17 protein-coding genes are annotated in these 21360 nt (G+C 67.0%); 14 read left to right on the top strand and 3 right to left on the bottom strand.

The genetic code is table 11. The features are described 5' to 3' along the window. From VHR41_21205 to VHR41_21195, 3 genes are all read right to left on the bottom strand, one after another. The coding region (locus tag VHR41_21205) for a sigma-70 family RNA polymerase sigma factor (protein HEX3236725.1) at positions 1-565 on the bottom strand (565 nt) is incomplete at its 3' end. A gap of 246 nt (positions 566-811) precedes the next feature. Beyond that, positions 812-1552: a response regulator gene (locus VHR41_21200; protein HEX3236724.1), complete on the bottom strand. Its 741-nt coding sequence runs from the start codon at positions 1550-1552 to the stop codon at positions 812-814. A gap of 4 nt (positions 1553-1556) precedes the next feature. Beyond that, on the bottom strand, positions 1557-3752 hold the full coding sequence (locus tag VHR41_21195; protein ID HEX3236723.1) for an ATP-binding protein: 2196 nt from the start codon (positions 3750-3752) through the stop codon (positions 1557-1559). A 154-nt stretch (positions 3753-3906) separates the two neighbouring features. Between VHR41_21195 and VHR41_21190 the strand changes: the two genes are divergently transcribed. From VHR41_21190 to VHR41_21125, 14 genes are all read left to right on the top strand, one after another. Continuing rightward, positions 3907-4857: a sugar phosphate nucleotidyltransferase gene (locus VHR41_21190; protein ID HEX3236722.1), complete on the top strand. Its 951-nt coding sequence runs from the start codon at positions 3907-3909 to the stop codon at positions 4855-4857. Then, positions 4838-5692 (top strand): hypothetical protein, encoded by an 855-nt coding sequence (locus tag VHR41_21185; protein ID HEX3236721.1) that lies wholly within the window; start codon positions 4838-4840, stop codon positions 5690-5692. The genes VHR41_21190 and VHR41_21185 overlap by 20 nt, the downstream gene beginning before the upstream one ends. 25 nt (positions 5693-5717) lie before the next feature. Next, complete coding sequence (locus tag VHR41_21180; GenBank protein ID HEX3236720.1) at positions 5718-6500, top strand: PRC-barrel domain-containing protein; 783 nt, start codon at positions 5718-5720, stop codon at positions 6498-6500. A 22-nt stretch (positions 6501-6522) separates the two neighbouring features. Continuing rightward, the gene (gene ctaD / locus VHR41_21175) at positions 6523-8418 is read left to right on the top strand and encodes a cytochrome c oxidase subunit I (protein HEX3236719.1); all 1896 of its coding nucleotides are present in this window, start codon (positions 6523-6525) and stop codon (positions 8416-8418) included. Continuing rightward, complete coding sequence (locus tag VHR41_21170; protein ID HEX3236718.1) at positions 8415-10817, top strand: glycoside hydrolase family 15 protein; 2403 nt, start codon at positions 8415-8417, stop codon at positions 10815-10817. Before ctaD ends, VHR41_21170 begins: the two co-directional genes overlap by 4 nt. A 22-nt stretch (positions 10818-10839) precedes the next feature. Next, the gene (locus VHR41_21165) at positions 10840-11187 is read left to right on the top strand and encodes a DUF488 domain-containing protein (protein HEX3236717.1); all 348 of its coding nucleotides are present in this window, start codon (positions 10840-10842) and stop codon (positions 11185-11187) included. A gap of 15 nt (positions 11188-11202) precedes the next feature. Next, the gene (locus VHR41_21160) at positions 11203-12807 is read left to right on the top strand and encodes a molybdopterin-dependent oxidoreductase (GenBank protein HEX3236716.1); all 1605 of its coding nucleotides are present in this window, start codon (positions 11203-11205) and stop codon (positions 12805-12807) included. A 94-nt stretch (positions 12808-12901) separates the two neighbouring features. Beyond that, a complete protein-coding gene (gene tal, locus VHR41_21155; protein ID HEX3236715.1) occupies positions 12902-13987 on the top strand; it encodes a transaldolase in 1086 nt (361 codons plus the stop codon). A 6-nt stretch (positions 13988-13993) separates the two neighbouring features. Next, the gene (gene pgl / locus VHR41_21150; GenBank protein ID HEX3236714.1) at positions 13994-14800 is read left to right on the top strand and encodes a 6-phosphogluconolactonase; all 807 of its coding nucleotides are present in this window, start codon (positions 13994-13996) and stop codon (positions 14798-14800) included. Then, positions 14797-15669, top strand: coding sequence for a Cof-type HAD-IIB family hydrolase (locus tag VHR41_21145; GenBank protein ID HEX3236713.1), 873 nt, complete (start codon positions 14797-14799; stop codon positions 15667-15669). Before pgl ends, VHR41_21145 begins: the two co-directional genes overlap by 4 nt. Positions 15670-15679: 10 nt before the next feature. Further along, a complete protein-coding gene (ftsH, locus tag VHR41_21140; GenBank protein ID HEX3236712.1) occupies positions 15680-17533 on the top strand; it encodes an ATP-dependent zinc metalloprotease FtsH in 1854 nt (617 codons plus the stop codon). 11 nt (positions 17534-17544) lie between these two features. Beyond that, on the top strand, positions 17545-18321 hold the full coding sequence (locus VHR41_21135) for a glucose 1-dehydrogenase (protein ID HEX3236711.1): 777 nt from the start codon (positions 17545-17547) through the stop codon (positions 18319-18321). Between the two features lie 117 nt (positions 18322-18438). Continuing rightward, positions 18439-19800 (top strand): catalase, encoded by a 1362-nt coding sequence (locus VHR41_21130; GenBank protein HEX3236710.1) that lies wholly within the window; start codon positions 18439-18441, stop codon positions 19798-19800. 105 nt (positions 19801-19905) lie between these two features. Next, positions 19906-21360 (top strand): catalase (locus VHR41_21125; protein ID HEX3236709.1); only part of this gene is annotated, 1455 nt, incomplete at its 3' end.

Raw genomic sequence — 21360 nt, 5'->3', positions numbered from 1 at the left:
GACGAGCGTCGTGCAAGAGCTTGTAGATCGAGTTCCGCGTTGCGCCCCCTCGGTGCACCAGGTCCTCGAGCGGCACGCCGTCGGCGACCACTGCCTGCAGTGTCCGCCGCTGTCGCTCACTCAGATCGGCGTCCATCACTGCCTGGATGATCGTCCACGCCTCGGCCTGGCGCGCCTCCTGCTCCGGGTCGCGGGGGAGGGGCTCGGGGGCCGGGAGCCACGCGCGGCCCCGCATGGCGAGTAATCCGTCGAGCGATACGTGGTTCCGCGCCTCGCGGCGGGCGGCACCCGACGCCATGTTGATCGCAAACCTGTACGCCCAGGTCGTGAAGCGGCTGTCGCCGCGAAAATCGGGGAGACGTCCCAGGATCGCCAGCAGCGCGTCCTGCGCACAGTCTTCGGCGAGCTGGTCGAGGTCGAACGAATGGTGCGCCCGATGCCCACGGCTGCGCTGGAGGCCGTGGCGGGCGGAGCGCACCAGGTAGGCCCGCAACGCGCCCAGCGCAGCCGCCTGCTCCTCGCCACCCCCCCGTAGCTCCCGCACCCAGTCGCTATTCGTCCTCACCCTCGCCTCGGCCCACACGGCTCGGACTCCTCCCGGCGGATTCCCGTACCGCGATTCGGCGAAGCACGAACCTGGCTCGAGCGCCTCCGACCGCCCCCGTGTGACGCTTCCACCGATCATGAGTGGACACCCGGACCGGATTAGGGCGTCGTCAAGAGAAGCGACGGTCGCGTTAGGAGGACAAAAGAATCGGCGTTAGGAACGGGTGAGCGCGCGGGGCCGATGAGCTGGCCGTGTGGCTGCGGATCAATCCACGGTGAGCCGGTATCCGACGCCCGGCTCGGTCCGGAGGTAGCGAGGGCGCGCCGGGTCGGCCTCGATCTTGCGCCGGAGCTGGAGCATGAAGACCCGCAGATAGTTCGCCTGGTCGTCGTGATTCGGCCCCCAGACCTCCCGGAGGAGCTGTTGGTGGACGACGACGAGGCCGGCGTGCCGCACGAGGGTCGCCAGGAGCCTGTACTCGGTCGGCGTCAGGTGGACCTCCGCCCCATCCACCGAGACTCGGCGGCGCATCAGATCCACCCGGAGGGCGCCGACGGCAAAGACCGGCTCCGCCCGCTGCTGGCTGGCAAGGGCCGCGTGGCGGAGCACCGCGCGCAGGCGGGCCAGCAGCAGCCCGACCCCGAAGGGCTTGCTCACGTAATCGTTCGCGCCCAGGTCGAGCGCCTTGATCATATCGCCCTCCTGATCCCGGGCCGAGAGGACGATGATGGGGACCGTACTCCATTCGCGCACGCGGCGGATGATCTCGAGCCCGTCGAGGTCCGGGAGCCCCAGGTCGAGGATGATGACGTCGGGCTGACGCGTGGCCGCCTCGGCCAGGCCATCCTGACCGGTCGCGGCCTCATGGAAGCGATACCCCAGGCTCTCGAGCGCGGCCCGCAGGAAACGCCGCATCTGTGGCTCGTCGTCGATCACGACCACCGTCGGCCCCTTGGCGGGCTCGCCGCTCGGGCCTGATGAGGACGCCCGCACCCCGGGTCGCATCGCCTCAACCATGGGGGGCCTCGATATCTGCCGGCACTGATTCCATGGGCAAGGTGAAGCGGAACACCGCGCCTCCATCCGGTCCGTTCTCCGCCCAGATGCGGCCGCCGTGAGCGTCGATGATGCCTCGGCAGATCGCGAGTCCCAGCCCGGCGCCCTGCCGGGGACCAGATGCGCCCCGATGAAACTTCTCGAAGACCCGCTCTTCGTCGCCGGGATCGAGTCCCGGCCCCCGATCGGCCAGTTGCACCGTGACCACGCCGTCACTCACGAATGCCGAGAGCTCCAGTGGGCTCTCCGATCCGGTGTACTTGATCGCGTTGTCCAGCAGATTGATCAGGACCTGCTCGATGAGCACGTCGTCGATGAGAACGAGAGGCAAGTCATGCGGGAGACTGGTCGTCAGGGATCGGCCGCGGAGGCGCCGCTCCATCCGGGCGAGTGCGGCGCCGACCACGTCCTCGAGTGGCTGACGCGCTTTGCGCGCCTGGATGCCCGACTCGAGCCGGGTCATGTTCAGGAGGTTGTCCACGAGCCTGGCCAAGCGCTCCGCCTCTTCGTAGATCGACTCCTTCAGCTCCCGTTGGGTCTCCGGATCGAACTCCTCGTGTCGCCAGAGGAGACTGGACGCGGCCAAGGTGATCGTGGCCAGTGGAGTTCTCAGGTCATGGGATATCGAGCTGAGCAGTGAGCTGCGCAGCCGTTCCGTCTCCATGCGGAGGTGGGCCTCGTGAGCCTGCTCCGCGAGCGTCGCGCGCTCCAGCGCCAGCGCGATCTGGCTGGTGAAGGTCTCGAGGAGCAGGAGGTGTCCGCGGTCCAGGAGGCCGCCCGCGTCTCGCGGGACCAGGCTCAGCACGCCGATGGTCCCGCGCGCACCCACTAGCGGCAAGTGGAGCGTTCGCTCGGCGGAGAACGCGCGCGTCCCCAACCCCGCGGCCTCTCCATGCTCGTAGGCCCATCGGCCCGCGGCCAGTTCGCCGGGTTCCGGCCCGCCGGTCTCCGGATATCGCCAGCGCGGCGCCAGCTTCCCCTCGGCGTCGGGAAAAAGCATCATGACACGAGTGCCGAAGACCTCGCCAATATGGCGGAGGGCCACGTGCAGCAGGCTGGGCACGTCCAGGGCGGCGGCCACATCGTGGCTCATGGCATACAGCTGCTCCGCCGCTCGCCGCCGCCATTCGGCATCCTCGTACGATCGGATCTTCTCGATCGCGATCGCTCCCATCTGGGCCAGATGCACGAGGATCGATTCGTCCGCCTCGGTGAATTCGCCCGCGTCCTTGTCGGAGAGCTGGATCAGCCCGATGTTGCGGCCGTCGACGCCGATCAGCGGCACGGCGAGCCAGCCGCGTAGCGGCGGATGCGCGCCGGCAGCCTTGCTGAAGCCCCGCCACGCCGGGTGCGATTCGAGCTGGGCCTGGGTCAGGCGCATGGGACGGTTCGCCTCGCACACGAGGCGGTACACCCCGGACCCGTCCGGCTTCTGGGCGAAGTCCCGCCACGCCGCATACTTGTCCGACAACGCGACCGCGTGGATCGCGTGTCCCCAGTCCTGGTCGGTGCTCAGGCCGGAGATGGCCAGGTGGCAATCGATGATCTGACGCGCCCTCTCGGTCAGGATCTCGAGGGTCTCGTCGACGCTGAGGGTCGAGCTCACCGCCAGCGCCGCCGCGGCCAGGCCCTGGAGCTGGGCGACCTGCACCGCGCGCGCGGCCGCGGCGGCCGCGGCGGCCTCCCGCTCGTACTGGCGTACCGCGACGGCGTGTTGCCGGAGGCGTGCCGAGCGGCTGCTGATGATGGCCGCGACCGCCACGACGACGGCGAGCGCGAAGAGATGTTCCACGTCCGAGATCGCGAAGCGGAACCGAGGCGGGATGAACAAGAAGTCGAAGACGAGCACGCTCAGCACCGCGGTCACGATCGATGGACCTCGCCCGAGGTGGGTGGCGACGCCCACCGTCCCGATGAGGTAGATCATCAACAGGTTGCTGAGCGTGAAGTAGGACGCCATGTCCCAGGCGAGAATGGTGCAGAAGCCGACGACGCCCGCGCCCTGAGCGTAGGCGGGCCAGCTCCGGGGGTGCGCCAGCGAGCGGGTGACAGGCCTCGCCGAGGTGTCGTCGGGTGAGGGCTGGTTCAACTCACGCGGTTCTGCGCCCATCGATGCGGAAGCATAGCAGACCGAGCGGACCGCATCCATAACGCTTTCCTAATGCGGGTTCCTTCGCCTTCTTAACGCGAATGGCTTCCTTCTTGATGAGGTGCTCATTCAATCGACTGGTAGCGTGTCGAGCGGTGCCTCGCGACGGATCGACGATCGACGAAAGGGAGCGGTTCCTACAGGGAGCGATGCTATGGCGCGTCAAGGCGAGCTGAACGATCGCGGTGGGTCTCCATGGGCGGTGGTACTCGCGGGCGGCGAGGGGGTCAGGTTACGGTCACTTGTTCGCCGCCTGTGCGGCGACGAGCGCCCCAAGCAGTTCGTCCCTCTGCTGGGGCCACGAACGCTCCTGCGTCAGACACTGGACCGCGTTGGGTTGGCCATTCCTCCCGAGCGGACGGTCGTGGTGGGTCTCGAGAGCCATGGACGATATCTGGCGGCGGAATGTGCCGAACGACCGGCTCCGCATCTCCTCACGCAGCCGACGGACCGCGGGACCGCCGCCGCAATTCTGTTCGCCGCGCAGTGGATCGAGGCCCGGGACCCATCGGCAACAGTCGTGTTCTGTCCTTCGGACCACTTCATTCCGGAGGAAGTCGAGTTCATGGAGCGGGTGATCGAGGTGGCGAGGTTCGTCGAGCGGCAGCGGGACTGGATGGTCCTGCTCGGGGCGGAGCCGACCCAACCGGAGACGGAGTATGGCTGGATCGAGCCCGGGGAATCCGTGGGCGCGGCCGGGGACGGCCTCATCTACCGCATCCGGCGGTTCCAGGAGAAGCCTTCGAGCGAAGCCGCGGAACGATTGTTCACGAAGGGGTGTCTGTGGAACACGTTTGTCTTTGTCGCCCGGGCTTCCGTGGTGCTCGCCGCGGGGCGGGAGTGCGTGCCGAGCATGGCCGACCGGCTGGCCCGCCTCTCGTCGTTCCGGGGTACCGCCCATGAAGCATGGGCGGTCCGCCAGGCGTACGCTCTTGCGCCGGCGGCCAACTTCTCGCGGTCCATTCTGGAGGCGTGCTCACAGCCTCTTGCCGTCGTGAAGATGCCGGGTCTCACGTGGTGCGATCTCGGCAGCCCCGGCCGCGCCCTGAAGACGATGGCCGAACGGGGAATGGCGGTTCCGCGGCATGCCGCCGCCACCGCGTGACCGCGGAGAGGAGCACGTCATGGTGCAGGCGGGCAAGTGGACCATCCGTCGCCCGGATGAAATCAAGTCGGCCGGGCATGTAGGCCGGTGGGCCGTCGTGGTCGGGGAAGGAGAAGACCGTCGGCCCGGAGCGCGAACGCGGTTACGCGAGACCCTGGAGGGAATTGGACGAGTCATTCCGCCGGAGCGCACGCTCGTGGTTGGCCTACCGGGCCATGCTCGAGACCAGGCGAGCCATGTCGACGAGGAGGGGGGCCCCCACGTGCTCGATGAGCCGGATGATCGAGGGACCGGGGCCGCCGTGCTCCTCGCCGCCCTGTGGATCGAGGCGCGGGAGCCCCGGGCAACGGTGGTGTTCCTTCCTTCGGATCGCGTCATCGGGGAGGAAGGGGTGCTCATGGCGCGCGTGGCGGAGATGGCGGACTTCGTGGAACGGCAGCCGGGGTGGATGATCCTGCTTGGCGTGCCACCGCGCGGGTCCGACACGGAGCGTGGCTGGATCGAGCCTGGTCAACGTGTCGGCTGGGCGGGCCCCAGTGCCGTCTACGGCATCCGACGATTTCATGATGGGCCCTCGGTCGCGGACGGGCAGTTGGCCAGCGGGTGTCTCTGGAACACCTGGGTCTGGGCGGCTCGTCCCGGTGTGGTTCTCGCCGCGGGCCGCGAATGCGCGCCGAGCCTCTACGAGCGCCTGGTCCAACTGCCGGCCTTCTGGGCGGGTCAGCACGAGCGGTGGGCGCTGCACCACGCGTACGCCCTCGCCCCGGCGGTGGACTTTTCGCGAGCCATTCTGGAGACGTGCTCACTACCACTTGCGGTCTTGAAGGCACCCTGAAGGGGAGCCGGTGATGCTCAGGAGCGTGAACGCTCTGAGGGGATTTACGATCGGGGCGACCGACGGCGACGTTGGACGCGTCGAGGCGTTCTATTTCGACGACACGTCCTTTACGATCCGGCACCTGGTGGTCGACACCGGCGGCTGGCTGGGGGGCCGGAAGGTCCTCATCTCGCCGAGGGCACTGGGTGACATCGACTGGGATGACCGGCGTATCGACGCCGCGTTGACGAAGGCCCAGGTCGAGAAAAGTCCGGACATCGACACGGACCGGCCGGTGTCGCGGCAGCAGGAGATCGAGTACTACCGGTATTACGGGTATCCATCGTACTGGAGTGGGCCGTACCTGTGGGGCGGCTATCCCTTCCCCGTCGTGTCTCCGGGCCGGTCGGCCACCCTCGAGCACGAGCGGCGCTGGGAGTGGGGGCCTCAGGAGAGCGGCGATCCGCATCTCAGGAGCTCGGCCGCCGTGATCGGCTACCACATCGCGGCCACGGACGGCGATATCGGACATGTCGAGGATTTCCTGGTGGACGACGAGACGTGGTGTATCCGCTACATGGTCGTGGACACGAGCAACTGGTGGTTCGGCAGGAAGGTGCTCGTGTCGTCGGAGTGGATCACCCGCGTGGATTGGAGCGAGTCCCTGTTGCGGGTCGACATGACACGCGAGAAGGTCAAGAACAGCCCGGAGTACGACTCGTCAGGTCACGTGCAGCGCGAGTACGAGAGGCGCCTGCACGACTACTACGGCCGGCCGGGCTACTGGAGTGAGCGGAGAGGCGAGGCGAATCCGAAGGCACGGTAGTGACGTGCCTCGACGAGGACGGATGGTGGCCACGCGATCGGCGTTCATCCTGGATCTGGAAGGCCAGCGCCGGGTGTGGGCCTGGCTCACGACGGTGGATCACAAGCGCATCGGAGTGCTCTACGGCACCACCGCCTTCGCCTTCTTCCTTCTCGGTGGTCTCGAGGCGTTGCTGATGCGCACTCAGCTCATCAGGCCGGACAACACGCTGGTGAGGGCCCAGACCTACAACGAGCTGTTCACCATGCACGGGACCACCATGATCTTCCTGGCCGTGATGCCGCTGTCCACGGCCTTCATCAACTTCGCGGTCCCGCTCCTCCTGGGCGCACGGGATGTCGCGTTCCCGCGTCTCAACGCGCTCAGCTACTGGATCTTCCTCGCGGGCGGGCTCCTCCTCAACGCGAGCTGGCTCCTCGGTGCCGCCCCGGACGCGGGCTGGTTCGGCTATGCGAACCTCACGTCGGCGCAGTTCTCTCCCGGGCTCAACGTCGACTTCTGGATGCTGGGCATCCAGATTCTCGGCATCTCCTCGATCCTGGGCGCCCTGAACTTCGTGGTGACCATCATCAACATGCGGGCCCCGGGCATGACCCTCATGCGCATGCCGGTGTTCGTCTGGATGGCCCTGGTCACGCAGTTCCTGGTGCTGCTGGCCTTCCCGGCGCTGACCGTGGGCCTCATCCTCCTCATGTTCGACCGCTTCTTCGGCACGCTCTTCTTCGTCCCGGCCGCGGGCGGCGACCCGTTGCTCTGGCAGCATCTCTTCTGGATCTTCGGCCACCCCGAGGTCTACATCCTGATCCTGCCGGCCATGGGGATCACCTCCGAGGTGATCCCCACGTTCGCCGGCAAGCCCCTGTTCGGCGCCCCGATGGTGATCTACTCCGGCATCCTCATCGGCTTTCTGTCCTTTGGCGTCTGGAGCCATCACATGTTCGCGGTGGGTCTGGGGCCGGTGGCCGACGCCGCCTTCTCGTCGGCCAGCATGCTGATCGCCGTTCCCACCGGCGTGAAGATCCTGAACTGGCTCGCGACGCTCTGGGGGGGCCGCCTCCGATTCAAGACCCCGCTCTGCTTCGCCCTGGGCTTCGTCGGCATGTTCACCATGGGGGGGCTCTCCGGGGTCATGCATGCCTCGCCGCCGGTGGACCTGCAGCAGACCGACAGCTACTTCGTGGTGGCCCACATTCACTACGTGCTGTTCGGCGGCTCCATCTTCAGCCTCGTCGCGGGCGTGTACTACTGGTGGCCGAAGATCTTCGGCCGGGCGCTGGACGAGCGCCTGGGCCGGTGGCACTTCGGGCTCATGTTCCTGGGTTTCAACCTGGCGTTCTTTCCCATGCACTACCTGGGGCTCATCGGGATGCCGCGCCGGATCTACACGTACGCGCCGGATCTCGGCTGGACCTTCTGGAACCTTGCCTCCACGATCGGGGCGTTTCTCATCGCCCTGTCCTTCGTCGTCTTCCTCGTGAACGTGGTCAAGACCACGCGCTCGGCCGGGCCGGCCGGGGCTGATCCCTGGGACGGCCGGACGCTCGAGTGGTCCATTTCCTCGCCACCGCCACCCTGGAACTTCAGCCGGATCCCGATCGTGCGCGACCGGGATGAGCTCTGGCTGCGCAAGCATGGGGACGAGGCGGGCCGCCGGCTTCCTGCCGAACCGCTTCCTGCCGAGCCCCAGCTCGAGCCCATCCACATGCCACGGCCATCCTTCTGGCCGATCCTCCTGGCCGGGAGCCTGCTCGTCATGGTGGGAGGCCTTGTCATCGGCATCGAGCCGGTCGTGATCGGCGGCATGCTGACCCTCTACTGCATCGCCCGCTTCGCGCTCGAGTACCACCGGAGGCCCTCGGGCTACGAGGTCCTGCCGCCGTTGGCACACGAAGCAGGCGTTCGCGGCACGGAGGGATGATGGTGGTCGTCTTGCGCGGGCATCCGTCGAGCGGCGGTCCCGGGATCGAGCCCCGCTGGACACGGAGCGACAAGCACGGGGTGGGGACCGCCTACTCGGCGGTGAGCCGGGTCTGGTTCACCGTGTCCAAGGGCATCCTCAACGAGGTCTACTATCCGACCATCGATCGGCCCCAGATTCGCGATCTGCAATACCTCGTCAGTGACGGGACCACCTTCTTCCGCGACGAGCGCCATCTGGACAACACCCACGAGTACCTGGCCGCCGACACGCTGGGCTATCGCATCACCAATGTCGATCCCCGGCGGCGCTATCGCATCGTCAAGGAGGTCATCGCCGACCCGCATCGGCCCTGTGTGCTCGTCCACACGCGGCTGGAGGCGGAGGACGACGTCCTCGCCCGGTTGCGCCTCTACGCCCTGCTCGCGCCGCACCTGGATGGCGGCGGCCGGGGCAACAGCGGGAACGTGGTGGCCACCAGCTGGGGCAAGGTGCTGGCCGCGCACAAGGGCGGTACCTGGCTCGTGCTGGGCGCCTCGGTCCCGTTCCGGCGATGCTCGTGCGGCTACGTGGGGACGACCGACGGCTGGCAGGACCTGGCTCACGACTTCCGCATGGACTGGGAGTTCGACTGTGCGCCCGATGGCAACATCGCTCTGACCGGCGAGCTCGACATCCGACAGAGCCGGGAGTTCGTGCTGGCGCTGGCCTTCGGCGACACCCTGCACCACGCCCTCGTCACGATGACGCAGGCCCTGGCGACGCCATTCTCCGGGCACCGTGTGCGCTTCGTCGAGCAGTGGCAGCGCGCCAGCCGTCACCTGCTGCCGTTGACGGAGAAGGCGACGGGGGACGGCGGGCGCCTCTACCACGTGAGCCACGGCGTGCTCCTGGCGCACGAGGACAAGACCTACGATGGGGCCGTGATCGCGTCGTTGAGCATTCCATGGGGCGAGTCCGCGAGCGACGACAACCTGGGGGGCTACCATCTGGTCTGGCCCCGGGACATGTGCCACAGCGGCACCGCGTTGCTCGCCGCCGGCGGCAAGGAGGTGCCGCTCCGCGCCCTGATCTATCTGGCCTCCGCCCAGAACGAGGACGGCGGCTTCTACCAGAACTTCTGGATCAACGGCGAGCCGTACTGGCGCGGTACCCAGCTCGACGAGACGGCCTTCCCGATCTTGTTCGCCTGGCGGTTGCACGAAGCCAAGGCGCTCCAGGACTTCGACCCGTATCCGGTCGTGCTGAAGGCGGCCGCTTATCTCATCCACCATGGCCCGGTCACCCCGCAGGAGCGCTGGGAGGAGAACAGCGGGTACTCGCCCTCGACCCTGGCCGTCCAGATAGCCGCCCTCATCTGTGCCGCGGCCTTCGCGCGGGAGCGGGGCCACCCGGCCACCGCGCACTACCTCGAAGAGTACGCCGACTTTCTCGACGCCCACCTCGAACGGTGGACGGTGACCACGGACGGATCGCTGGTCCCGAGCATTCGCCGCCACTTCATCCGCATCCATCCGGCGGACGTCCGCGATCCCCAACCTGACGAGGACGCCAACCACGGGCTCCTGGATCTGCGCAACCAGCCGCCCGGGGCGCCCACCGCATTTCCGGCCAAGGACATCGTGGATGCGGGGTTCCTCGAGCTGGTCCGCTACGGCATCCGCAAGCCGGGGGACCCGCTGATCGAGGATTCACTCCGCGTGGTGGACGCGATCCTCCGGGTAAACACCCCGTTCGGCCCCTGCTGGCGACGCTACAACCACGACGGCTACGGGCAGCGGGAAGATGGCGGGCCCTATCAGGGATGGGGATACGGACACGCCTGGCCGCTGCTCACGGGAGAGCGGGGGCACTACGAGCTGGCGGCCGGGCGCGACGTAGGGCCGTTCATCCGGGCCATGGACGGGTTTGCCACGCAAACGTGCTTGCTGCCCGAGCAAGTGTGGGCGTTGCCGGATCGTCCCGGGGCCCACATGAGCTTCGGCCGCCCTACCGGAGGCGCCATGCCGCTGGCCTGGGCGCATGCCGAGTACATCCAGCTGGTGCGCTCCGCCGCGGACGGCCAGGTCGTCGGCCTGATCTCGGCCGTCGCCGACCGTTACCGCACCCGCCGGACGGTGCCGCGGTTGGAGATCTGGACATTCAACCGGCAGGTGCGCTCGGTATCGACCGGAGGCACCCTGCGGATCCAGGCGGCCTCCTCGTTCCGGTTGCGGTGGACCGGCGACGAATGGCAGCGCGCCCAGGACACGGACTCCACGCCCATCGATACCGGCCATCACTACGTGGACATCCAGGTGCCGCCGGCGCAGAGGGCTCCGGTCCGCTTCACCTTCTTCTGGACGGTAGCAGGACGCTGGGAAGGGCGGGATTTTCAGGTGGGAACGGTGCCGCCATGACCAGTAAGGGAGAATCGGAGCCATGATCCGATTGAAGCGAGTCTACGAGAAGCCTTCCCGAACGGATGGCCTGCGAATCCTGGTCGATCGCCTGTGGCCGCGCGGTTTGACCAAACAGCGCGCCGCGGTGACATTGTGGCTGAAGGACGTGGCCCCGAGCACGGAGCTGCGCAAGTGGTTCGGCCACGCTCCCGGTAGATGGAAACAGTTTCAAGCCCGGTACCGGAAGGAGCTCCGTGCGAAGAAGGATGCGCTCAGGCTGCTGAGGCAGAAAAGCAAGACGCACACCGTTACCCTGCTCTACGGCGCGCGGGACGAAGAGCACAACGAGGCGCTCGTCCTGAAGAAGGTTCTCGAAGGTCGCAGATGATGCCGGCGTGATCCCATGCGCGTTCGACCCAACACGGTCCTGCTGCTCGTCTCGCTGCTGCTGCTCCCGGTTGCCGCGGCGTACATCCAGTGGGGTACGTTTGGCCTTCCGACGGTGTCGTCCAGCCTCACGTCGATGCTCGAACGGGCGGAGCCTTACGGCTTCCCGGCCTGGCTGCGCATCACCCACTACGTGAACCTGCTATTCCTGGTGCTCCTCATTCGCAGCGGCTTGCAGATCCTCATGGACCATCCCCGGCTGTACGGGAACGTCCACTGCACCCCCGGCACGGAGTGGCTCCGACTCACGCCGATCCAGGTGCCGAAAGATCGCGTCTGGACGGCAAAAGACGATTCTCGGCCTCTTTCGGCCTGGATCGGCTTGCCCGGCCACCGGCACACGGTCGGTATGGCCCGGCACTGGCACTTCCTCAGCGTCTTGTTCTGGGTAGGCAACGGCGTGGCCTTCGTCGCGCTCCTGTTCGGAACCGGGCAGTGGAGGCGGCTGGTGCCGACGTCATGGCGGATCGTACCCGACGCCTGGGCCGTCTTCGTCCACTACGCCACCTTCCACCTGACGCCGGAGCCCAACGGTTTCTACCACTACAACGCGCTCCAGCAACTGGCGTACTTCGGGGTCGTGTTCCTCCTGGCCCCTCTGGCGATATTGACCGGCCCCTCGATGTCCCCGGCCTTCACGGCCCGGTTCACGTGGTACCCGAAGCTGCCCGGCAACCGCCAGGTCGGCCGATCGATCCACTTCCTCGTCATGTGTGCCTTCGTCGTCTTCATCATTGCGCACGTGACCATGGTCGGGCTCACGGACTTCGTCCGGAACATGAACCACATCGTGATGGGGACGGATGACGCCCACCCGATCGGCCTGGACCTCGGCCTGGCAGGGATCGGCGTGGTCGTCCTGCTGAACGGGCTGGCCAATCGGGCGGCGTGGAGGTACCCCCGAGCCGTCCAGCACGCCGCCAAGGCGGTCGTCACGCCGGTCATGGCGTGTCTGCTCGACCGGGCCGCCGCACGGGCCGAGTTCCGTCGCGAGGACGTCTCCCCCTTCTTCTGGGTCAACGGCAAGGTGCCGACCTGCGACGAGTGGACCGCGCTGGTCGCGGGCGATTTCAAGGACTACCGTCTGAAAGTGTACGGCTTGGTGGAGAACCCGGTGGAGCTGTCGCTGGACGACCTCCGGGCGCTGAGAATGAAGACCCAGGTCACGTTGCACCACTGCATTCAGGGTTGGTCGGGCATTGCCGAATGGGGCGGGCTGCCAGTGGCCGAACTGGTCCGGGTGGTCAGGCCAACGCCGTGCGCGAAGGCCGTCGTCTTCTATTCATTCGGCGAAGGAGCGGAGGGCGGCCAATTCTACGGCAGTCTCGCGATCGAAAATGCTCTGCACCCGCAAACCTTGCTGGCCTACGAGATGAACGGCGCGCCGCTCAGCCATCTCCACGGGGCCCCGCTGCGCCTGCGGGTCGAGAACCAGCTCGGCTTCAAGATGGTCAAGTGGGTCCAGGGGATCGAATTCGTCGAGGACGTCAGGTCGATCAATCGAGGCGAAGGCGGCTACAACGAGGACCACGAGTACTTTGGCGAGCTGGCCAGCATCTGACGCCGGCCGCGGGCGCGAGGCGGCCTGTCGCGTCGCGGATCCGGTCGGCGCCCGTCGGAGGCTCGCACCAGCCCCGACCCAGGGAGGTGTCCTGATGAAGGCGACTCAAGAGCTCCATGAGATGGGTCAGAGCCTCTGGCTCGACAACATCACCCGCGGTCTGTTGATGAGCGGTACGCTTCGCCGGTATATCCAGGAGTTCTCGGTGACAGGGCTCACGTCGAACCCCACCATCTTCGATCACGCCATCAAAAACAGTCATGACTACGACGAGGCCATCCGCCGGAAAGGGAAGGACGGGGAGTCGCGCGAATCGCTGTTCTTCGAGCTGGCACTGGAGGACCTGAGACAAGCCGCCGATCTGTTCCGGCCGATCCACGATCAGACGGGCGGCGTGGATGGCTGGGTGTCGCTGGAGGTCTCACCGCTGCTCGCGAACGATACGGCCGGCACCATCACGGCGGTCAAGGAGCTTCACGACCGCGCGGACCGGCCCAATCTCTTCATCAAGATCCCGGGAACTCGGGAAGGTCTCCCTGCCATCGAGGAGGCGACCTTCGCGGGCGTGCCGATCAACGTGACGCTCCTCTTCTCCCGCGAGCAGTATGTCGCGGCTGCCGAAGCGTACCTGCGGGGCATCGAGCGGCGGCTCGCCGCCGGGCTGAAGCCCGACGTCTTCTCGGTGGCCTCGCTGTTCGTCAGCCGCTGGGACGTTGCGGTGATGGGCAAGGCACCTGATGCGCTGCGCGATCGGCTCGGTATCGCGATCGCAAAGCGGACGTACAAGGCGTACCGCGACTTGCTCGACTCGCCGCGCTGGCAGCGCCTGGCGAACGCCGGGGCGCGGGTTCAGCGGCTCCTGTGGGCCAGCACCGGCACCAAGGACCCGAAGGCGTCCGACGTGCTCTACATCACGTCGCTCGCCGCGCCGCTCACGATCAACACCATACCGGAGAGGACCTTGAAAGCCCTCGCGGACCACGGCCGGCTCGGGGCCGTCATGCCGGCCCACGGCGGTGACTGCGAGGAAGTCCTCGCCGAGTTCACCAAGGCCGGCATCGATATCGATGCCCTGGCCGCCCGCCTTCAGGAGGACGGAGCGATAGCGTTCGTCCGGTCCTGGGACGAGTTGATGAAGTCCATCGCGTCAAAGGGCGAAGCGACCCAGGTGGCTGGCTGAAGGATCATGTCTTCGCCACTGAGGATATTCAAGGACGGCGACGAGCTGGCGGCGCACGCCGCCGATCAGATCGTGCAGGTCGCGCGGGAGGCCATCCGGGTCCGCGGCCGCGCCATGGTGGCATTGGCGGGCGGCTCGACCCCGAAGAAGAGCTACCGGCTGCTGGCGCAGCCGCCCCGCCGCGGCCGGATGGATTGGGCTCATACGTATCTGTTCTTCGGGGACGAGCGGTTCGTGCCGCCGGACGATCCATCCAGCAACTTCGCCATGGTGCAGGAGACTCTGCTGAAGCCGGCCTCCGTACCCGCCAGCCGGGTGTTTCCGGTACCGACACGCCTCGGAAGCGCTACCGCCGCCGCTCAGGAATACGCCGCCACGCTCAGCAGGACTTTCGGGGTCGGTGAGAGCGGTGATCCGCCACGATTCGACCTGGTCCTGCTGGGTCTGGGCGATGACGGGCATACCGCGTCCCTCTTTCCAGGCGCCGCGTCCCTGCGGGTGACGGATCGGTGGGTGGTGGCCAGCCCGCCCGGAACCCTCCCGCCGCCGGTGGAGCGCATCACGCTCACCCTCCCGGTATTGAATGCGGCGCGCGAGATCATGTTCCTGGTCGTCGGTCCGAACAAGGCCGAGGCGCTGCAAGACGTGCTGGAGGGTCGTCCCGGCCGTGCGGCGCGGCCGGCGGCGGCCGTCTCTCCCGTAGACGGGACGGTCACCTGGCTCGTCGATGAAGCCGCGGCCGGTCGACTGACGCGCTCGGGAGACGCGGGTCCACCCGCGCAGGGCAGATCCCGGGAGAGGAGGAACCGATGACGGGGGCACGCGCCGATCGCTCCCAGGAAGGGCCGCTACAGATCCGCCTGCTGATCGCGGATGTGGACGGCACCCTGGTCACCCAGGACAAGGTCCTGACCCCCCGCGCCATCCAGGCGGTCCACCGCCTCCGTGATGCCGGCATCGCCTTCGCCATCACCAGCGGACGCCCGCCGCGCGGGATGACCATGCTGGTCGAGCCGCTCGCCCTGACCACCATCATCCCGGGCTTCAACGGCGGCATGTTCGTCCGTCCGGACATGACGCTCGTCGAGCAGCACACCCTGCCGGCCAGCGTGGCCGCGCGCGTCATCGAGACCGTGGATGCGCACGGCCTGCCCGCTTGGGTCTACCGGGGCAAGGATTGGTTCGTCCGCAAGAGAGAGGCGCCACATGTTGCCCGGGAGGAGTCGACCGTCCAGTTCCCGCCGACCGTCGTTCCGAGCTTCGAGGGCCTCCTGGACCAGGTGGTCAAGATCGTCGCGGTCAGCGACGACCTGGATGCGGTCAAGCGCTGTGAGTCCGATACCCAGACGGCGTTCGCCGGGCAGGTCTCGGCGGCGCGCTCGCAGCCGTACTACCTGGACGTGACCCATCCGAGTGCCAACAAGGGCGCGGTGGTCACGTGGATGTCCAATGCCATGCGCATTCCGGCCGAGCAGATCGCCACGATGGGCGACCAGCCCAACGACGTGCTCATGTTCGCCAAGAGCGGGCTGAGCATTGCGGTGGCGAATGCCAGCCCCGAGGTGCAGCGAGAAGCCACGCACGTGACGACCTCCAACGAGGAGGAAGGCTTTGCCAACGCGGTCGAGCGCTTCATCCTTCCGGCCGCCCGCCCAAGCGATCTGACGCGGCACGGGCACTGAACGGGGAACGATGGAACCGAAGCAACGGGCGTTTTCCATGTGGTACACCGTGGCGGCCATGCTGCTGTTCTTCGGCATTCAGGCGATCCTGCTGGCACCTCATCCGGAGACGGTGTCATACAGCGAGTTCAAGAGCTTGGTGAAGGCGAACAAGGTCAGTGACCTGATGCTGTACAAGGACACGATCACCGGGACGCTGGCGCTCACGGGTCTGGAAGGCGTGCTGCCGAAGGAGAAGATCGAGGAGATCAAGCGGGCGGGAAAGGGCGCGCCGGGCTTCGTGACGACGCGGGTCGAGGACCCGGGGCTGGTGCCGGAGCTCGAGGCCGCCCACATCCGGTTCACCGGGCACGTGGCGAATCCATGGGTGTCGACGCTGCTGTCGTGGATCCTGCCTGCGGTGATCTTCTTCGGGCTCTGGATGATCGTGATGAAGCGGATGAACCCGCAGAGCGGGCTGATGTCCATCGGCAAGAGCCGGGCGAAGGTGTACGTGGAGCATCAGACCGGGGTCACGTTCGACGATATCGCCGGCATCGATGAAGCCCGCGGCGAGCTGATGGAGATCGTCGATTTCCTGAAGAACCCGGCGCGCTATCGGCGCCTGGGTGGGAAGATCCCGAAGGGGGTGCTCCTGGTCGGGGCGCCGGGAACCGGGAAGACCCTGCTGGCCAAGGCGGTGGCCGGAGAGGCCGGGGTCCCCTTCTTCAGCCTGACCGGGTCGAACTTCGTGGAGATGTTCGTCGGGGTCGGGGCGGCGCGCGTGCGCGACCTCTTCGTCCAGGCCCAGGCGAAGGCGCCGAGCATCGTGTTCATCGATGAGCTCGACGCCGTCGGAAAGGCGCGGGGAGTCAATCCCGGGTTCGGAGGGCATGACGAGCACGAGCAGACACTGAACCAGCTCCTCGCAGAGCTGGACGGGTTCGACACCCAAGCCGGCGTGATCATCCTGGCGGCCACGAATCGGCCGGAGATCCTCGACCCGGCGCTCCTGCGGCCAGGGCGGTTCGACCGGCAGGTCGTCATCGACCGGCCGGATCTCAAGGGCCGGGAGAAGATCCTCGAGGTCCACACCCGGAAGGTCACGCTGGCTCCGGGCCTCGATCTGTCCGTCATCGCGGGCCGGACGCCCGGGTTCGTCGGGGCCGATCTGGCGAATCTGGTCAACGAGGCAGCGCTCCACGCGGCGCGGGAGGGGAAGGACGCGGTGGCCCTGACGGACTTCGACCAGGCGATCGACCGCATCGTAGGGGGGCTCGAGCGGAAGTCGCGGATCATCAGCCCGAAGGAGAAGGAGATCGTCGCCCATCATGAGGCGGGGCATGCCCTGGTGGCCGAGTCACGGGAACATGCCGACAAGGTCTCGAAGATCTCGATCATCCCGCGCGGGGTGGCCGCGCTCGGCTATACGCAGCAACAGCCCACGGAAGACCGGTATCTGATGACACGCGCAGAACTGCTAGACCGCCTGGACGTATTCCTCGGGGGCCGGGTAGCAGAGGAGATCATCTTCGGGGATGTCTCGACGGGCGCCCACGACGATCTACAGCGGGCGAGCGACCTGGCGCGGCACATGGTGACCCAGTACGGCATGAGCGACGCGCTGGGGTTGGGAACATTCGAGCGGCCGCGGCAGGCTCTGTTCCTCAGGGGCCCGAGCGTCAGCGAGCGTGAGTACAGTGAAGACACCGCTCGGGTCATCGACGACGAAATGCGGAAGTTGCTGGAGGCCGCCCGTCAACGGGTCCGTGAGACGCTGGAGGAGAAGCGCAACATACTCGAGGCTCTGGCCAAGCTGCTGATCGAGAAGGAGGCCGTGGATCGGAACGCGCTCACCACACTATTGGCCGCGCCAAGGGCGTGAACGAGGGTGTCATGACGGGCGTGAGTTTGAGAGGGAAGGTCGCGATCGTCACCGGCGGCAACAGCGGCATCGGCAGGGCCATCGTCCTGGAGCTGGCCAAGCAGGGTGCGAATCTCGTCATCGACTACATCATGCATCCGGAGGCGACGGAGGCCCTCGAGCGACAGGTGGCAGCGCTCGACCATCAGGCCTTCGGTGTCGAGGCTGACGTCGGCAAGGTCGCCGACCTCGAACGCCTGATCGACAGCGCGGTCAAGAAGTTCGGCCGGCTGGACGTCATGGTCAACAATGCCGGCATCGAGACCCGCACGTCGGTGCTCGAGACGACGGAGGCCCAGTACGACCAGGTGCTGCGGACGAATCTCAAGAGCGCCTTCTTCGGCACCCAGTTCGCGGCCCGCCAGATGATCAAGCAAGGCGGCGGCGGGCGCATCATCAACATCACGTCCGTGCACGAGGACTGGCCGATGCCGGGCAACATCGCCTATTGCCTGTCCAAGGGCGGGATGCGCATGCTGACCCGCACCGCCGGGGTCGAGCTGGCGCCTCACAACGTGCTCGTCGTCGGGATCGCGCCAGGCGCCGTCGCGACTCCGATCAACCGGGTGACGATGAAGGATCCGGCAATGATGGAGCGGCTGAACGCGGCCATCCCGCTGGGCCGCATGGCGGAGCCGGAGGAGATCGCCGGCGTGGTGGCCTTCCTGGCAAGTGATCAGGCGCGCTACATGACGTCCACGACCGTCGTGGTCGACGGCGGCATGACTCAGCAGAGTCCGGGTCTTTGATGGCGGCGGGGTGCGACGAAGGTCGGGACGGCATCGTTCGGCGGCCGGTTGTGTCGGCCGAAGAGGAGCGAGGCGATGGCAAGGTCAGCAAGTAGGCTCGCACCGGAGAAACAGCTCTTGTACGAACAGATCGTGGACGCGCTGCAGGCCCTGTTCGGGGTTCACCCCGGCTACCGGGCTGTTCACGCAAAAGGCATCGTCTGTGAGGGGACTTTCAACCCGGCGTCGACCGCGGCTTCCGTCAGCCGGGCGCCGCACCTCCAAGACACCCCGGTGCCGGTAACGGTCCGGTTCTCCGACTTCGCGGGCGTCCCCACCGTCCCCGACGGCGACCCGCTGGCCAGCCCGAGAGGCATGGCGATCAAGTTCCACCTGCCGGGTGGGATCGTCACCGACATCGTGGCTCAATCGTACGACGGCTTTCCCGTCCGCACCGCCGAAGAGTTCCTGGTCTTCGTCCGCGCTCTGGCCGCGAGCGGGCCCGAGGTCCCGAGTCCGACACCGCTCGCCGACTTTCTGGCGAGCCATCCGCAGGCGAAGCGGTTCGCGGAGGCGCCCAAGCCGGTTCCGGCCAGCTTCGCAACCGAGTCGTACTACGGCGTGAACGCCTTCCGCTTTACCAACCGTGAAGGCGTGAGCCGCGCCGGCCGATACCGCGTCCGGCCGGAGGCAGGCGAAGAGCACCTGGATGCCGCAGAGGCGGCCCGCCGGCCGGAAAGCTTTCTCTTCGAAGAGCTTCGAGAGAGACTGCTCCGGGGCCCCGCGAGGTTCCGCCTCCTCGTCCAGCTCGCCGACGAAGGCGACCCGATCGATGATGGCTCTCTACCCTGGCCCGAAGGGCGACGGCAGGTCGAGCTGGGCACCATCGCGGTCACCTCCCGGCTCGCGGACAACGTGGCCGTCGAGCGCCGGCTGCTCTTCGACCCGGCCCGGCTCGTGGACGGCATCGAGGTCTCGGAGGATCCACTGCCTCTCGCGCGGTCGGCGGTGTACGCCGTCGCGTACCGGCGTCGAAACGATGAGATCCAGGTGGAAGTGAGGGGCGTCCACCTCTGCTGCCAGGGCTGCGTCGATGCGGTTGACGCCGCGGTGAAGAACGTGGCGGGGGTCGCATCCCGTTGCGACATCGAGAAGAAGACCGTGGCGCTCACGGCCAGGGACGGCGCGGCGGCTCAGAAGGCTCTCGACGCCATTGCGGCCGCCGGCTTCCACGGCAGCACCGACAACGCGCGCCTGGCGATGCAGGCCGCGAGCAGTATTCCCCGGGGCAGGGTGAAGCGCCTGAAGGTCTCGGGCATCCACAACTGCTGCGATCTGTGTTGCGCGGCCATCAAGGAGGCGATCGCGACCGTGGACGGCGTAACCGCCGACACGGCCACTCCGGGGGCGACAACCTTTGAGGTCACGGGCGACTTCCCGGCCGCCGCGCTCGTGAAGGCGCTCAACGCGGCCGGCTTCAGCGCGCAGGTCAGGCCGTGAAAGACCACCTGCCCTCTCACGGGGTCGTCGTGCCGTCCAAAGGCGGCGCGGAAGCAGGACCAGCCGCGTGACCCACATGATGCCGATGTTCAAAGGAGAGCGCACATGGCCGATTCCGACAAGCAGGCGAGCGGCTCCACGACGAGCACGGGCACCCCGGCGCCGAGCGATCGCGACTCTCTGACGATCGGCCGCGACGGTCCCATCCTCCTTCACGACGTCCATTTTCTGGAGCAGATGGCGCATTTCAACCGCGAGAAGGTTCCCGAGCGCCAGCCGCACGCCAAGGGCGCGGGCGCTTTCGGGATTCTGAGAGTGACGGAAGACGTCTCGGCGTTCACCAGAGCGGCGCTGTTCCGCAAAGGCGCGACGACCGACATGCTCGCGCGTTTCTCCACCGTGGCGGGAGAGATGGGAAGCCCTGATACCTGGCGGGACGTGCGCGGCTTCTCGCTGAAGTTCTACACCGACGAGGGCAACTACGATCTGGTGGGCAACAACACGCCGGTATTCTTCATTCGCGATCCGATGAAGTTTCCCCACTTCATCCGCAGCCAGAAGCGGCTCCCCGATTCAGGCCTTCGCGACAATCACATGCAATGGGACTTCTGGACCAGCAATCCCGAGTCAGCGCACCAGGTGGCGTACCTGATGGGTGAGCGGGGACTGCCTCGCACGTGGCGGAACATGAACGGTTATGGCTCGCACACCTACATGTGGGTCAACGCGGCCGGCGAGAAGTCCTGGGTGAAGTATCACTTCCACACCGATCAGGGCATGGCGTTCTTCACCAACGCGGAGGCCTCCGCCATGGCCGGCTCCGACGCCGATTTTCATCGCCGCGACCTGTTCGAGGCGATCGCGCGCGGCGACCATCCGAGCTGGACCCTGTCGGTGCAGGTCATGCCCTATGCCGAGGCCAGAACCTATCGGATCAATCCCTTTGATCTGACCAAGACTTGGCCGCACGGGGACTACCCGCTGATCAAGGTCGGCACGATGACGCTCGAGCGCAATCCGGAGAACTTCTTCGCGCAGGTCGAGCAGGCCGCTTTCTCGCCGGGCAATACGGTCCCCGGGATCGGCCTGTCGCCCGACAAGATGCTGCTCGGCCGCGCCTTCGCGTACAATGACGCCCAGCGCAACCGCATCGGCACCAACTTCCATCAATTGCCGGTCAATCGCCCCAGAGTGCCGGTCAACACATATATGTTCGACGGCCAGATGGCTTACGAGCACAGCGGCAACGCGCCGGTCTATGCCCCCAACAGTGGAGGCCGTCCGTGGGCGGATGAAACCGGCTCGGTGCAGGATGGATGGGAGAGCGACGGCGAAATGGTCCGCAGCGCCTATACCCTCCGTGCCAACGACGACGATTTCGGTCAGGCGGGCACGCTGGTGCGCAAAGTCTGGAACGATGCCCAGCGCGACCGCTTCGTCGATCAGGTGTCTGGCAGCCTTCTCGGAGGTGTCCTGGCGCCCGTGCTTGAACGTGCGTTCCAATATTGGAAGAATGTCGACGGCGCGACCGGCGAGCAGATCGAAGAAAGGGTCCGCGCC

It is taken from the genome of Gemmatimonadales bacterium (assembly GCA_036265815.1).
In the GTDB taxonomy this organism is placed as follows: domain Bacteria; phylum Gemmatimonadota; class Gemmatimonadetes; order Gemmatimonadales; family GWC2-71-9; genus CAVVWJ01.
This window is presented reverse-complemented; position numbering and strand designations above follow the sequence as displayed.

What these genes read in the sequence shown, in the direction of transcription:
- VHR41_21200 (HEX3236724.1), bottom strand. Translation starts at nt 1,552, where the DNA reads ATGCGACCCGGGGTGCGGGCGTCCTCATCAGGCCCGAGCGGCGAGCCC.
- VHR41_21195 (HEX3236723.1), bottom strand. Translation starts at nt 3,752, where the DNA reads ATGGATGCGGTCCGCTCGGTCTGCTATGCTTCCGCATCGATGGGCGCA.
- VHR41_21190 (HEX3236722.1), top strand. Translation starts at nt 3,907, where the DNA reads ATGGCGCGTCAAGGCGAGCTGAACGATCGCGGTGGGTCTCCATGGGCG.
- VHR41_21185 (HEX3236721.1), top strand. Translation starts at nt 4,838, where the DNA reads ATGCCGCCGCCACCGCGTGACCGCGGAGAGGAGCACGTCATGGTGCAG.
- ctaD (HEX3236719.1), top strand. Translation starts at nt 6,523, where the DNA reads ATGGTGGCCACGCGATCGGCGTTCATCCTGGATCTGGAAGGCCAGCGC.
- VHR41_21170 (HEX3236718.1), top strand. Translation starts at nt 8,415, where the DNA reads ATGATGGTGGTCGTCTTGCGCGGGCATCCGTCGAGCGGCGGTCCCGGG.
- VHR41_21165 (HEX3236717.1), top strand. Translation starts at nt 10,840, where the DNA reads ATGATCCGATTGAAGCGAGTCTACGAGAAGCCTTCCCGAACGGATGGC.
- VHR41_21160 (HEX3236716.1), top strand. Translation starts at nt 11,203, where the DNA reads ATGCGCGTTCGACCCAACACGGTCCTGCTGCTCGTCTCGCTGCTGCTG.
- tal (HEX3236715.1), top strand. Translation starts at nt 12,902, where the DNA reads ATGAAGGCGACTCAAGAGCTCCATGAGATGGGTCAGAGCCTCTGGCTC.
- pgl (HEX3236714.1), top strand. Translation starts at nt 13,994, where the DNA reads ATGTCTTCGCCACTGAGGATATTCAAGGACGGCGACGAGCTGGCGGCG.
- VHR41_21145 (HEX3236713.1), top strand. Translation starts at nt 14,797, where the DNA reads ATGACGGGGGCACGCGCCGATCGCTCCCAGGAAGGGCCGCTACAGATC.
- ftsH (HEX3236712.1), top strand. Translation starts at nt 15,680, where the DNA reads ATGGAACCGAAGCAACGGGCGTTTTCCATGTGGTACACCGTGGCGGCC.
- VHR41_21135 (HEX3236711.1), top strand. Translation starts at nt 17,545, where the DNA reads ATGACGGGCGTGAGTTTGAGAGGGAAGGTCGCGATCGTCACCGGCGGC.